The sequence below is a fragment of the Actinomadura latina NBRC 106108 genome, from assembly GCF_001552195.1.
Lineage (GTDB): Bacteria > Actinomycetota > Actinomycetes > Streptosporangiales > Streptosporangiaceae > Spirillospora > Spirillospora latina.
Genome location: NZ_BCQS01000018.1, coordinates 141,187 through 154,668, shown reverse-complemented (window position 1 = coordinate 154,668; position 13,482 = coordinate 141,187). Strand labels below are relative to the sequence as shown.

The window sequence follows — 13,482 nt, the reverse complement described above, 5'->3', positions numbered from 1 at the left end:
TGATGCCGCGCCTTTCCCCCGAACCGTCGCAACAGGGAGTAACGGGCAGCCGGGAATGGTGGTTCAGGCCTGTGGTGTTCCGGATCACAGCGGTGTCCGCGGATGATCACGACCCGGTGAAAAGCCGGGTTGCGCGCCGGTCGGCGGGAGCTGCCGCGGGCCCGGCTCGGATACGCTGCCCACGTGGCAGAACGTGCGGTGGCCGGCGACAAGGCGCGGAGCCGGCAGGGCGGCGGACGAGGCCGGCGCAGGCTCAGCGTCGACGAGCGGCGCGAGGAGCTGATCGACGCGGCGCTCCAGTTGTTCAGCGCGCGCTCGCCCGAGGACATCTCGATCGATGACGTCGCGGCCGCGGCGGGCGCCTCCCGCGCACTCGTCTACCACTACTTCGGCGGCAAGTACGAGCTGTACATCGCGGCGCTCGGCAGCGCGGCGAAGAAGCTGTCGGTGCTGCTGGATCCGCCCGCGGAGGGCAAGCCACTCGAACGCCTGCGCATCTCGCTGCAGCGGTACTTCGACTTCGTGGAGAGCCACGCGGCGGGCTACACGGCGCTGCTGCGCGGCGGTCCCGCCGACCGCTCCGGCGAGGCCGGCGAGATCGTCGACGGCATCCGCCAGCTGCTGCTGGACCGGATCCTGCACTCGCTGGACGTGGGCGTGCCGCCGCCCGTCCTGCGCATCACGCTCCGCAGCTGGATGGCCGTCGTGGAGACCGCCGGCCTGGACTGGCTGGAGAACCGCGACGTCTCCCGGCCGGAGCTGGAGCGGCTGCTCGTCGACCAGCTCGTGGCCATCATGCAGACGGCCGGCCGCCACGATCCGGGGACCGGCGCCCTGTTCGACCGCCTCTCCCAGGAGGAGTTGGGCAAGTAACCCCTGGGGCTGCCGGGTCAGGTGTCCGATTGTGGACGATTGAGCCTAGGGTGTCCGAAATTCCGTGCAGGCCAGACCCCGCCCGCGTGTGCGCGGGCGGGATGCCGGCCGCACGGTGACCGGCCCGGGACCCACGGTTCTCGGATGACCGTGGTCCCCGGCCGCTCGTCCGGGAGGCCCCTGGGCCGGCCCTCGCGCGCGAGATCGCCCAGCGGCCTCCCGGCCGTCCCCCTGACGTGCGTGTTACTCCGAGCGCTGCTGCGGGATTCCCGCGAGCAGTGCCCGCACCTCCGCCTCGCGGTAGCGGCGGTGCCCCCCGAGCGTCCGGATGGACGTGAGCTTTCCCGCTTTCGCCCACCTCGTGACGGTCTTGGGGTCGACGCGGAACATCGTCGCCACCTCCGCCGGCGTCAGCAGGGGCTCGGCCTCTGGCGTACGTGCTGACATGTTTGCGGCCTCTCCTTCGTGGACCGATGACAGCGATCCTGCGATTGATCCTCGCGTGGTCACTGATGTCCCCTATGGCCCGAAAGAGCCACTATGACATCACAACGTGTAACCTTGCCACCACTCAGCGCAACAAGCAAGTTCCTGGCGGTAGTTGCGTGCAAACATCCCCGCACTCGCGGGGTGCCGCATCCGAGCGACGGCGACTGGGTCACGCTGCGTGATTCTAGCGACACGTATAGTCGTATCGCGCGCGGATTCGGGAAATTTGTTTTAGTTCGCCGCCTCGAGCGCCCGGACCGGGCGCCAGCGGGCCAGCAGCCGCTTGTACATCGCCACGGTCAGCTCGACCTCGCCGCGCTCCATCCCGGTGAGGGCCACGGTCATCTCGGCGACCGACTCGTCCGCGCGCAGGGCCCGGTCGTCCAGCAGGTGGACGAGCCCGCCGTAGTCGAGCTCCACCAGGGCATGCGGATGGAACTCGCCCAGCCACCGGCCGAGCGTCTCCAGCCGTCCGGCCGACAGGAGGTAGACCTCCTCCGTCCCGTCGCCGAGGTTCTCGCGCACCACCGGGAGCGCCGCCGCCACCCGGCGGCGCGCCTCGCCCATCGAGGTGAGGTAGATGAGCGTCCGCGCGGGCGCGGCCGTGGCAGGGCCCTGGCCCGCGAACTCCTCGGACGCCCCGGACGCCCCGGACGCCCCTGACGCCTCGTCGGACTTGCGGTAGCCGGTCCCCGGCGTGCCGAGCATCAGGCACCGCTCGCCGCGCGCGAACGGCACGAACCAGTCCAGCGGGACGTGCCAGGTGCTCGTCAGGATGTGCGGGCGCAGCGGCCGGCCGGCCCGCTTCCACTGCTCGAAGCCGCTCATCGCCCGCTCCGCGACCGGCGGCGGGACGAACGCGGCCGCGACGCCGGCCGCGTGCTCGTTCCTGAACCGCTCGAAGGCCAGCCACGAGCGCAGCCGCGTCGCCCACGGGCAGATGTAGATCATGTCGTCGAGGCGCCGCACATAGGCGTCCCTGCTCTCCCGCTCCGGGACGACCTCCGGCGGCGACCCGGTCAGCCTGAGCGCGGCATGGCGGTGTTCCACACCGAGCGCGTGGATCCGCCGCGGGCGCCGCCTGGAATCGGCGTAGACCGTCCACAGGGTCCGCGCGGGCTCCGGGAAGGCGGTCACCGGTTCATAAACCCGTAGGTACGCGGCGTACGGAAGCACCATCGCATCGTTACACGAGATCGGGGCGGACGTGGGCCATCCGGCACCCTAGTCTGATCTAGAGGACTGAGAGGAGGGCACTACCGTGCCTAATGTCTTCGGGGCGCCCCACAAGGGCACCGAACCCCGACACGAGCAGGTCGTCTTCTGCCAGGACGAGGCCAGCGGCCTGCGCGCCATCATCGCCATCTACTCGACCGCGCTCGGCCCGTCCCTGGGGGGAACCCGCTTCTTCCCGTACGACTCCGAGGAAGAGGCACTCGCCGATGTGCTGAACCTGTCCCGGGGGATGGCCTACAAGAACGCCTTGGCCGGGCTCGACCTCGGCGGGGGCAAGGCCGTCATCATCGGCGACCCCGCCATCGACAAGTCCGAGGCGATGCTGAGGGCGTACGGACGGTTCGTCCAGTCGCTGAACGGCCGCTACTACACGGCGTGCGACGTCGGCACGTTCAGCGAGGACATGGACGTCGTGGCGCGGGAGTGCCGCTTCGTCACCGGGCGGACGGTCGCGCACGGCGGTGCCGGCGATTCCTCGATCCTCACGGCGTTCGGCGTGTTCCAGGGCATGCGCGCCGCCGCCGAGACCGTGTGGGGCGCGCCCACGCTGCGCGGCAAGCGGGTCGGGGTGGAGGGCGTCGGGAAGGTCGGCCACCGGCTGGTGGAGCACCTGCGCGAGGACGGCGCGGACGTCGTGATCTGCGACGTGGACGAGGCCGCCGTAGACCGGGTCCGGTCACTGCACCCCGAGGTGGAGGTCGTCGCGGATGCGCACGCCATGATCCGCGCGGATCTGGACGTGTACGCACCGTGCGCGCTCGGCGGCTCCCTCGACGACGACACCGTGCCCGTGCTGCGGGCCAAGGTCGTCTGCGGCGCCGCGAACAACCAGCTCGCCCACACGGGCGTGGAGAAGGGCCTCGCCGACCGCGGCGTCCTGTACGCGCCCGACTACGTGGTGAACTCCGGCGGGGTGATCCAGGTCGCGGACGAGATCGAGGGCTTCAACTTCGACCGCGCCAAGGCCCGCGCCACCGGGATCTACGACACCACCCGGAAGATCTTCGCGCTGGCCGCCGACGACGGCGTCCCGCCGGCGGTGGCGGCCGACCGGCTCGCGGAGCGGCGGATGACCGAGATCGGCAGGCTGCGCGGAATCCTCCTCTGAGACCCGCTCCGCCGGTCTGTCCGGCGGGTCCGGACAGTGAGGTTCCTAGACCCGTTTAGACCGTTGCAAGACCGTTGTAAGGGCCGCCGTGGGGCACCGTACGACCGTCCCACGGCGGCCTAGGCGCGTACTCGTGACCACCGGATACACTGTTGTTATCAGCAACAGGGGCGCCGCCACGTACCGTCGATGTACCGAGCCAGGCGCAAAACGGGTACGGTTGTACCCGTGACTGACGCATGGCTCATCAGGCACCGGTTCGTGTGGTACACGCGCGCGTTGATGGGCCCACGAAAGCCCTGACCATCGAGGGGGTCGAGCCAATGGGTCGCGGCCGAGCCAAGGCCAAGCAGGTGAAGGTTGCCCGGCAGCTCAAATACAACACCGGCAACACGGACCTCGACCGCCTGAAGGATGAACTGGGAGTCCCGGACTCCGGCGACGACTCGTACGACGAGCTCGCCGAGAAGTACGCCGACTACGCCGATGAATACGGCACGGAGCCCCGCAAGGACGGCACCTCCGGTTGACCGGCAGACAGTGCGCCACTGCCCGCTACGGGCAGTGGCGTTTGTCGTGACTTCTCCATGTTCGCCGCGGTTCTTCCTCAATGGGGGTGTGTTGGGCCATGGTTTCCGACGGCCGCCGAGAGCGCCTACGGGGCACCTTCGGCGGCTCATGCCAGCCGTGTGACAGCTGAGGGCTGAGAGGCGCTCACGGCCCCTCTCAGCCCGTCACACGCCCGTCCGGGCCACCGCTTCATCGTGGTTGCTGCTCATCACGGTTGCGGGACATCGCGGTTGCGGAACTCCGCCGGGCCGTCCGTCCCAGTCCTTGGGTCTAGGGTCCTTGGGTCTAGGCGAAGGCGGCGTGGCCGGTGCCCTCGGTGATCTCGCCGAGGACCCAGGCGGGGACGCCGCGGGAGGTCAGCAGGCGGAGTGCAGCGTCGGCCGCGTCCGGGCTCACGATCGCGGCCATCCCGACGCCCAGGTTGAACGTCTTGTCCATCTCGGGCTGCGGCACGCCGCCGTGCGCCTGCAGGACGCGGAACAGCGGCGGCACCTCCCACGACGAGCGGTCCAGGACGGCGTCCATGGTCGCCGGCAGGGAGCGGGCCAGGTTCGCCGCCAGCCCGCCGCCCGTGACGTGCGCGAAGGCGCGCACCCCGCCGGCCCGGGTCAGTGCCAGGCAGTCCCTGGCGTAGATGCGCGTGGGGGTGAGAAGTTCCTCACCCAGCGGACGGTCAAGTTCGGCGGGCGCGGACTCCAACGTGAGGTCGGTCGTGGCCAGGATGTGCCGGACGAGCGAGTACCCGTTCGAGTGGATGCCGGACGACGCCATGGCGAGCACGACGTCCCCCACCTGGACGCGCTCCGGGCCGAGGATCTCGTCGGCCTCCACGACACCCGTCCCCGCGCCCGCGAGGTCGAACTCGTCCGCCTCCAGGAGGCCGGGGTGCTCGGCCGTCTCGCCGCCGATGAGGGCGCATCCGGCCAGGGCGCAGGCGTCCGCGATCCCGCCGACGATGTCGGCGATCCGCTCCGGGACGACCTTGCCGCAGGCGATGTAGTCGGTCATGAACAGCGGCTCGGCCCCGCACACGGCAAGGTCGTCGATCACCATGCCGACCAGGTCGTGCCCGACCGTGTCGTAGATGCCGAGACGTCGCGCCAAGTCGACCTTGGTACCGACGCCGTCCGTGGACGTGGCGAGCAGGGGGCGCTTGTACGTCAGCAGGGCGGACACGTCGAACAGGCCCGCGAAGCCGCTGACGTCGTCGACGACCTCTGGGCGCCGTGAGCGAGCCACACGGGACTTCATCAGTTCGACGGCGCGCTCACCCGCCGCGATGTCGACACCGGCGGCCTCATAGGACGTCACCGGCCGACCTCCAGCAGATGCTTGCCGCGGGCGTCCTGGTCCACCGGGATGGGGTAGATGCCGTCGAAGCACGCCCGGCACAGGTTGTCCTTGGCGATCTGCGTGGCGGAGATGAGCTCGTCCAGGGAGACGAAGCCGAGCGTGTCGGCGCCGATGGAGTCGCGGATCTCCTCCACGGCGAGGTTCCCCGCGATCAGCTCCGCACGGGTCGCGAAGTCGATGCCGTAGAAGCACGGCCAGGAGACGGGCGGGCTGGAGATGCGCACGTGCACCTCGGCGGCGCCCGCGTCCCGCAGCATCGACACGATCGCGCGCTGGGTGTTGCCACGCACGATGGAGTCGTCCACCACGACCAGCCGCTTGCCCTCGATCGCCTCGCGCAGCGGGTTCAGCTTGAGCCGGATGCCGAGCTGCCGGATCGTCTGGGACGGCTGGATGAACGTCCGCCCGACGTAGGAGTTCTTCACCAGGCCCTGGCCGTAGGGGATCCCGGACGCCTCCGCGTAGCCGATCGCCGCCGGGGTGCCCGACTCGGGCGTCGGGATGACCATGTCGGCCTCGACCGGGTGCTCGCGGGCCAGCCGGCGCCCCACCTCGACGCGGGTGGCCTGGACGCTGCGCCCGGCGATGGTCGTGTCGGGCCGCGCGAGGTAGACGTACTCGAACAGGCAGCCCTTGGGGCGCGGCTCGGCGAACCGCTCGGACCGCACGCCGTCGCCGTCGATCGCGACCAGCTCGCCCGGCTCGATCTCCCGGACGAAGCGGGCGCCGACGATGTCGAGCCCGGCCGTCTCGGACGCCACCACCCAGCCGCCGGCCTCCAGGGCGCCGAGGACGAGCGGCCGGACGCCCTCCGGGTCGCGGGCCGCGTACAGCGTGCCCTCGTCCATGAAGACCAGGGAGTACGCGCCGCGCGTGGCCGGGAGGATCTCCCGGGCGGCCGCCATGGGGCCGCCCTCGCCGTGGTACGCGAACAGCGCCGTGAGGACCTCGGTGTCGGACGTGGCGGTCAGCACGCCCGGTTCCAGCCGCGCGGCCAGCTCCGGCGTGTTGATGAGGTTGCCGTTGTGGGTGAGCGCCAGCCCGCCCGCTTCCGTCGACCGGAACGTGGGCTGAGCGTTCTCCCAGGTGGGCGAACCCGTCGTTGAGTAGCGGCAGTGGCCGACGGCGATATGGCCGCGCAGCGTGTTCAGCACGGACTCGTTGAAGACCTGTGCGACGAGGCCCATGTCCTTGAACACGACGATGCGGGAGCCGTCGCTGACGGCGATTCCCGCCGACTCCTGGCCGCGGTGCTGGAGCGCGTAGAGGCCGTAGTAGGTGAGCTTGCTCACCTCGGCCTGCGACGCCTGGTCGGCAGGGACCCAGACGCCGAAGACCCCGCACGCGTCCTGTGGGGCGCGGTCGGAAGGATCGATGTCGTGGCTCAGACGTCCGTCACGGAGAGGCACGCCTATCAGTCTAGATGCCCGGTTCACCTGCTCCGATCGGTGGCATGTCTTAACGGACCTTTACTCCCCCGAACCACAGGCATCACGGGGTGCGGGGGAATCTGAGGGACGACACGTGGAGGGACACATGACGCTGCCCGGGTACGAGACCTACGCGCCGCCCGCGCCGCCCCGGCGGAGCGGTCTGGCGAGGGCCTCGCAGGTGCTCGGAATCACCGGGCTGGCGGGGCTCGTGCTCTGCCTGCTGGGTGTGATCCCCGCACTCGCCGGTCTCGTCATGGGGACGGTCGCCCTCGTACGGCGCGACCCTGACCGGCGACCCGCCGTCGTGGGGGTCGTCTGTTCCGCCCTTGCCCTCGCCATTGGCGCGGGGTCGCTCTTCTGGCTGCTGAGCAAGGCCGCGCGTTGCGGGGACGAGGCGCGGTACCCGGATGAGGCGTCGCGCAGGGGCTGCGTCGAACGCGAGTTCCCGTTCGCGCAGGGTCACTCCGACAGCGCGCGGACGGCTTCCTCGTTGAGCGGCGACGCGTACACGCGGAAGTCGTCCATGAGCCCGCCGAACCCGGGCTTGGTGGGTTCGCTGCCCAGGTAGATGGGGCCGGCCGGTGTGACGACGGGGTGTTCCAGCGGGACGGTGACATCCAGCTTGCCGTTGACGTAGAGGCACATCCCCTGGGTGTTCACCGCGAAGGCGACATGGGCCCATTCCCCCAGCGCCAGCCTTGTACGGCTGTCGACGTAGTCCGGTCCCTTGACGGTGAACAACTGGACGCGCAGCCTCATCGCGTCCGGATACAGCCACAGGCCGAGGCCGCGGGCGTCGTCCTCCGCGACCGGCTTGTAGACGAGGCTGCGCCACTCCCCGGTCGGCGGCTCGGTGACCTGGACGAAGAACGCCAGGCTGAACCCGAACACCTGGCTAAGGACGAGCTGGGGGGTGGCGGGGATCACGGCACGGTCGCCACCGTTGAGCGACAGCGCCTCTCCGTCCCGGCCGGGGACGATCCCGGCGGTCTCGTCCAGTTCGGCCGCGGGTCCGGCGCCGGTCGCCTCCGCGACCCTGCGGCCTTCCACGGTGTCGACGTCGAACGTCCAATGCGCGATCAACACGGGGATCACCTCCAGCAAGGCGGATACTCCCGCACGGCGGCGTCTCAGTCGATGGGCAGGGGAAGATATCCCGACAGGTCCGCGCGCGCGCCGCTGGCCCGTATCCGTCCGTCCGCGACCGCGTCCGCCCAGGACAACCGGCCCGTGGCCAGCGCGATCCAGGCTGCGGCGCCCATCTCCACCACATTGGGTGGCGTTCCACGGGTATGGTGCGGGCCGTCGATGCACTGAACGGCGGCGTGCGGAGGGACCCTGACCTCCACCGAACGACCGGGCGCCAACTCGGCGAGCCGGTCGAGCAGGAACCGCACCGCCCCCTTGACCACCGGACGGGACGGTTCGGCGCCTCCTGCCTCGGCCGAGGCGAGGACGGTGTCCAGGGCCGCGCGACGAAGCGCGGCGGGCTCGTCCGGACCCGTGTGGGGCGGCAGGCCCAGCAGGGCCCGCTGCTCGTTCAGTACAGCGAGAGAAAGCGGAGTTCGCGGCATCGCGAATGAAGCTACCCGGTCGGCCACCGTGGACGGATGAGCGACAGCGAACCGGGGGTGCGGGGGCGACCCCCCACGGACAGTGCGCGTAAGCGGTACAAAGGACCCCGGTGCCAGGCTTGGGGAAGCGAGTTGAACGGGGAGCCGGGGACGCGTCCCCGGAGGACACGGAGGTTCGTCAGATGCCCGAGGCGCTGCCTCTGCAGCCGGGTGACCCGCTGAGACTCGGCTCGTTCGAGATCACGGGCCGGCTCGGCGTCGGTGAGCAGGGCGCCGTCTTCCTCGGCAGGGACCCGGCCGGCGGCCACGTCGCCGTGAAGGTCCTGCACGTGCGGCTCAGCGGCGAGCCCGTCGCCAGGTCCCGGTTCACCGGCGCGTTCTCCTCCGCCCGGAAGATCTCCGGGTTCTGCACGGCGGCGATCCGGGCCGCCGATGTGGACGGCGACCGCCCCTACGTGGTGAGCGAATGGGTGGACGGCCCGTCCCTCCAGCAGCTCGTGGACGAGGAGGGCCCGCGCGGCGGCGCCGTCGTCGAGCGGGTGGCCGTCGGTATGGCGGTGGCGCTCGCGGCCGTCCATCGGGCGGGTGCGCTTCATCACAGCCTGAAGCCCGGGAACGTCCTCCTGGGACGGGACGGGCCGAGGATGAGCGACTTCGGCATCGCGCGCGCTTTGGAGGCGGTGAACGTCGCCTTCACCGGGCACATCACCGAGGACCCGTCCTACAAGGCCCCGGAACAGCTGAGCGGGATGGGCATCGGCCCGGCCGCGGACGTGTTCGCCTGGGCGTCGACCCTCGTGTTCGCCGCCACGGGCAAGCCGCCGTTCGGGCAGGGTTCGCCGCACGAGGTGATGCAGCGCATCGTCTACGACCAGGCGGACCTGTCGGCCGTCCCGGATGCACTCCGCGACGTACTGGCGAGCGCTCTCGCCAAGAACCCTGCTGAGCGTCCTACGGCACCGCAGCTTCTTGAGCGGCTCCTGGGGGCGGACAGCCCGCTCCCCGGCCGCATCCCGCCTTCGATGGTGGAAGAGGGACGCGCCCTGGCCGCAGGCCGGGCCACCCAGCCGAACGTACCCCCGAACGTGCCCCCGAACGTGCCGCCGCCACGGCCTCCCATGGGGGCCCCGGCGCGTCCCATGGCGGAGGGCGTCCCGCCGGCCGCACCGCTCATGCCGCCGCGCCCGCCGGGACCGGCGCACGGGGCCCCGTCGCCGCCGCTCCCCCTCCTCGGGAAGCTCTCGCGCACCCGCCGGCCCCGCCGCGAGCCCGCGCCCGAACCGGAGCCGCTCGCGGCCGATCTGGACCCGGCGGCCTTCGAGGCGACCACGACGTTCGGCGCCGTCGGCCACGACGCGACGGCGACGTTCGACCCAGTGGGTCCCGACCCCACGGCCACGTTCGACGCGGTGGGTCCCGACCCGACGGCCACGTTCGACGCGGTCGGCCTGCACGACCACCCGAACATCTCGGAGAACCTCATCCCTGGTCTCGGCCATGGGCGGGACGGCGGCGAGCGTCGTTCCTCACCGCTGTCCTCCGTCGGGCGGATGCGGCGCCCCAGCAACCATGTGCTCGGTGTCGCACTTTCACTGTTCATCGGTGTCGGTGTCGGTGTCGCCATCATCGCGCTGGTGTTGTGGCCCCAACTCAAGGACGACAACGGGCCCCCTCCGGACAGCACGAACGCGTCCAACAACCGTCCGGTGACCACGATCCCCGCTTCTTTCGCGGGGACTTGGAAGGGCAATCTGGTCAACACCAACCGCAACGTGTCCTTCCCCGCGGAGGTCACGTTCGAGGCGGGCGGCACCACGGCGCGCGCGGTGTATCCGCGTGAGGGGTGCAGCGGCACGCTGACGCTGACCAGGGGCACGGAGAGCGCGCTGAAGATGAACCTCGCCGTCGGCAAGCCGTGCACGAGCGGGGTCGTCGAGATCACCCGGCAGCCGGACGGGACGCTGCAGTACACGTGGAGCAGGCCGGGCACGAGCCTCGGCTACGGAGGCAGGCTGAGCCGCGGCTGACCCCCGGCCGGCGCTCGTCCGGAAGCGGACTCGTTTTGGCAACAGGAAAGCCACATCTGGCATCACGTCCAATTTGTCACCTCAAATCAGGACAGTTCCGCTAAAGTTTCTCCTCGGTCGAGATCATCGATCATGTGACGGGGCCCGCCGCGAGTGGTCCCCCCTGCAGAAGGAGAGGCCTTGCGGGCTGTCCACCGAAGGCTGCTGCTGGCCGGCGCGGTCGCGACGTGCCTGGGCGCCGCCGCGACGCTCCCCGTGCTCGCCGACGACTCCTCGTCGCGGGTGAAGGTGACGGCGGCGGAAGGCACTCCCGTGCCCGGCCAGTACATCGTCACGCTGAAGCCCGGAGCGTCCGCCGACGCCGCCGCGAAGAACGTCAAGGCCGCGGGCGTCAAGCGCTTCGACGGCGTGCTGAACGGCTTCGCCGCCAAGCTGAGCGGCGACCAGCTGAACAAGCTGCGCAACGACCACCGTGTCGCCGCGATCGAGCAGGACCAGGTCGTCAAGGCGAACACGACCCAGAAGTACCCCCTGCCCTGGGGTCTGGACCGGATCGACCAGCGGTCCAGGACTCTCTCGAAGAGCTACTACTACAAGTCGACCGGAAGCGGCGTCAACGCCTACATCATCGACACCGGCATCGACGTCACCCACAGCGACTTCGGCGGCCGCGCCTCCGTCGCCTGGGCGGCGAGCCGGTTCGGCGGCGACGGCAGCGACTGCAATGGCCACGGCACCCACGTCGCGGGCATCATCGGCTCCAAGACCTACGGCGCCGCCAAGGGCGTGAACCTGCGGGCGCTGCGCGTCCTCGACTGCGACGGCTCCGGCTCAGTGTCGGACGTGATCGCCGCCGTCAACTGGCTGCGCGCCAACGCCGCCAAGCCGGCCGTCGCGAACCTGTCGCTCGGCGGGCCGAAGTCCTCGGCGCTGAACACGGCCGTGACGAACCTGTCGAAGTCCGGTGTGTTCGTGTCCGTGGCCGCGGGCAACGACAACAGGGACGCCTGCAATTACTCGCCGTCCAGCGCGGGCTGGGTCATGGCGGTCGGCGCGACGACCACCTACGACAACCGCGCGACGTGGTCCAACTGGGGCAAGTGCGTCGACATCAACGCGCCCGGCTACGGCATCTGGTCCACCTGGCCCGGGGGCGGCGCCGAGAAGCTCAGCGGGACGTCCATGGCGACCCCCTACGTGAGCGGTGTCGCGGCGCTCTACCTGTCCACCCACAAGACGGCCACGTTCCCGACGGTGCAGAAGTGGCTGAACGACAACTCCACGCACAGCCTCCACCGGCTGCGCTCGCAGGCCAACCGGCTGCTCTACAAGGGCACGCTGTGAGACCTGTCACGTAAGATGGCCCGGCTCCCAGCAAGGGGGCCGGGCTTCTCGCGTACCAAGCCGTCCCACCAGGCCCGTGGGTCTAACCTTGGCGAGGCCGGACTTCTTCAGCGCTCATTGACCTTCAGGCCCCCGGTCCTCCGTACAACGAACGACGTACCTACGGCCATGACGAGAGGAGAACACGTGGAGTCCCCCGCCTCCACCTGTCGGCCCACCGAGCGCCGGCGAGGTGGACGACGCGCCGCCACGGCTCTCGCGGTCATCGCCGTCGCGCTGCCGCTGATGGGCACCGCCACCCCGACAGCGAACGCGGCGCCGCCCGCGTCCGCCCCCATGGACCCGGGCGACAGCGCCAAGTTCAGCAAGCTGAACCGCCAGATCGAGAAGCTCGACCAGGCGTACGGCGGCGACCTCGCCAAGCTGAAGGACGCCCAGTACGCCGCCCAGAAGGCGCTGAGCAAGTCCAACGACCTGCAGAAGGACCTCGTCGAGGCGCGCAACCTCGTCGCCCAGATCGCCGCGAACCAGTACATGACCGGCGGGGAGGACCCCACTGTCACCTTCCTGGCCGACAACGACCCGTCGGACCTGCTCAGCAACGCCACCCTGGTCAGTCACCTCGCGCAGAACAAGGCGACGAAGGTGGCGCAGATCCAGAAGCTCGTCGACGACCAGCTCGCGGCCCGCAAGAAGGCCCAGCAGAAGATGACGGAGCTGAAGAAGGAGATCAAGGACCTGCAGAGCCGCAAGGCCCAGATCCAGCAGCTGGTCAAGAAGTACAAGCCCGAGTCGCCGAGCATCGGCATGGGCGGCGTCACCCCCCGCATGCTCAAGGTCAAGAACACCCTCGACCTGGAGATGGGGCCGTTCCCCACGATCGGCTGCGTCCGGCACACCGGTGACCCGCAGGACCACGGCACCGGCCACGCCTGCGACTTCATGGTGACGACCGGCGGCGTGATGGCGAGCGGCAGCGCCAGGGCCCTCGGCGACCGGACCGCCGAGTACGCCATCTCCCACGCGAGCGCCCTCGGCATCAAGTACGTCATCTGGCGCCAGCGCATCTACGACATGCGCAGCCCCGGCTGGCGCGCGATGGAGAACCGCGGCGGCGTGACCGCCAACCACTACGACCACGTCCACGTCTCGGTCTTCTAGGGCGGGCCGAGGGCGTCAGGGGGGGTCGACGGCGTGCCCTACTTCCTGCGGCCGAAGAGGAAGTACGAGATCGGGCCCACGAAGTTGACGAAGGCGAGCATCCGCCACAGCCGCTTGGATCCCTTGACCTGATCGCTCGGACGGCGCTGAAGGTCGGCGAGCGCGGAGGCCAGCAGCGACAGCTGCACCGTCGCGGCGCCCGCGATGCACAGGCGTTCCCCTCGGCTGAGTTCGGACCAGCGCTTGGAACCCACCATGCCTCCCCCTCCACCGGTTGCCCTCTCAGGCTAGACGGACCCGATGGACGCGATAGG

13 protein-coding genes are annotated in these 13,482 nt (G+C 70.4%); 6 read left to right on the top strand and 7 right to left on the bottom strand.

The window, feature by feature from the left end; genetic code table 11:
- The first annotated feature begins 183 nt into the window (after window positions 1-183).
- Complete coding sequence (locus tag AL2_RS23375) at window positions 184-873, top strand: TetR/AcrR family transcriptional regulator (RefSeq protein WP_245666863.1); 690 nt, start codon at window positions 184-186, stop codon at window positions 871-873.
- 243 nt (window positions 874-1,116) lie between these two features.
- Here AL2_RS23375 and bldC read toward each other — a convergent pair whose 3' ends face one another.
- Both bldC and AL2_RS23365 read right to left on the bottom strand, forming a co-directional pair.
- A complete protein-coding gene (gene bldC / locus AL2_RS23370; RefSeq protein ID WP_012850682.1) occupies window positions 1,117-1,320 on the bottom strand; it encodes a developmental transcriptional regulator BldC in 204 nt (67 codons plus the stop codon).
- 273 nt (window positions 1,321-1,593) lie between these two features.
- Complete coding sequence (locus AL2_RS23365) at window positions 1,594-2,541, bottom strand: DUF8083 family protein (RefSeq protein ID WP_210747799.1); 948 nt, start codon at window positions 2,539-2,541, stop codon at window positions 1,594-1,596.
- Between the two features lie 82 nt (window positions 2,542-2,623).
- On the opposite strand from AL2_RS23365, the gene AL2_RS23360 reads away from it, so the two are divergent.
- Together AL2_RS23360 and AL2_RS23355 are read left to right on the top strand one after the other, a co-directional pair.
- A complete protein-coding gene (locus AL2_RS23360) occupies window positions 2,624-3,706 on the top strand; it encodes a Leu/Phe/Val dehydrogenase (RefSeq protein WP_067636895.1) in 1,083 nt (360 codons plus the stop codon).
- 323 nt (window positions 3,707-4,029) lie between these two features.
- Window positions 4,030-4,236 carry a DUF3073 domain-containing protein gene (locus AL2_RS23355; RefSeq protein ID WP_067636893.1) on the top strand — a complete coding sequence of 69 codons (207 nt, stop codon included), beginning with the start codon at window positions 4,030-4,032 and terminating at the stop codon, window positions 4,234-4,236.
- Window positions 4,237-4,561: 325 nt separating this feature from the next.
- Here the strand turns inward: AL2_RS23355 and purM are convergent, their stop codons facing one another.
- The 4 genes from purM to AL2_RS23335 all read right to left on the bottom strand — a co-directional run bounded on the left by purM (window position 4,562) and on the right by AL2_RS23335 (window position 8,636).
- Window positions 4,562-5,587 (bottom strand): phosphoribosylformylglycinamidine cyclo-ligase, encoded by a 1,026-nt coding sequence (gene purM / locus AL2_RS23350; RefSeq protein ID WP_067636891.1) that lies wholly within the window; start codon window positions 5,585-5,587, stop codon window positions 4,562-4,564.
- The gene (purF, locus tag AL2_RS23345) at window positions 5,584-7,038 is read right to left on the bottom strand and encodes an amidophosphoribosyltransferase (RefSeq protein WP_157438318.1); all 1,455 of its coding nucleotides are present in this window, start codon (window positions 7,036-7,038) and stop codon (window positions 5,584-5,586) included. Before purF ends, purM begins: the two co-directional genes overlap by 4 nt.
- Window positions 7,039-7,521: 483 nt before the next feature.
- The gene (locus AL2_RS23340; RefSeq protein WP_168444567.1) at window positions 7,522-8,148 is read right to left on the bottom strand and encodes a LamG domain-containing protein; all 627 of its coding nucleotides are present in this window, start codon (window positions 8,146-8,148) and stop codon (window positions 7,522-7,524) included.
- Between the two features lie 44 nt (window positions 8,149-8,192).
- Window positions 8,193-8,636 carry a sterol carrier family protein gene (locus AL2_RS23335; RefSeq protein ID WP_067636888.1) on the bottom strand — a complete coding sequence of 148 codons (444 nt, stop codon included), beginning with the start codon at window positions 8,634-8,636 and terminating at the stop codon, window positions 8,193-8,195.
- A gap of 182 nt (window positions 8,637-8,818) precedes the next feature.
- Here AL2_RS23335 and AL2_RS23330 point away from each other — a divergent pair, with 182 nt between their 5' ends.
- The 3 genes from AL2_RS23330 to AL2_RS23320 all read left to right on the top strand — a co-directional run bounded on the left by AL2_RS23330 (window position 8,819) and on the right by AL2_RS23320 (window position 13,168).
- The gene (locus AL2_RS23330) at window positions 8,819-10,663 is read left to right on the top strand and encodes a serine/threonine protein kinase (protein ID WP_067636887.1); all 1,845 of its coding nucleotides are present in this window, start codon (window positions 8,819-8,821) and stop codon (window positions 10,661-10,663) included.
- Between the two features lie 180 nt (window positions 10,664-10,843).
- On the top strand, window positions 10,844-12,007 hold the full coding sequence (locus AL2_RS23325) for a S8 family peptidase (protein WP_067636886.1): 1,164 nt from the start codon (window positions 10,844-10,846) through the stop codon (window positions 12,005-12,007).
- 186 nt (window positions 12,008-12,193) lie between these two features.
- A complete protein-coding gene (locus AL2_RS23320) occupies window positions 12,194-13,168 on the top strand; it encodes a coiled-coil domain-containing protein (RefSeq protein WP_067636882.1) in 975 nt (324 codons plus the stop codon).
- A 38-nt stretch (window positions 13,169-13,206) separates the two neighbouring features.
- On the opposite strand, the gene AL2_RS23315 is transcribed toward AL2_RS23320, so the two are convergent.
- The gene (locus AL2_RS23315) at window positions 13,207-13,425 is read right to left on the bottom strand and encodes a PLD nuclease N-terminal domain-containing protein (protein ID WP_067636880.1); all 219 of its coding nucleotides are present in this window, start codon (window positions 13,423-13,425) and stop codon (window positions 13,207-13,209) included.
- Window positions 13,426-13,482 lie beyond the last annotated feature (57 nt).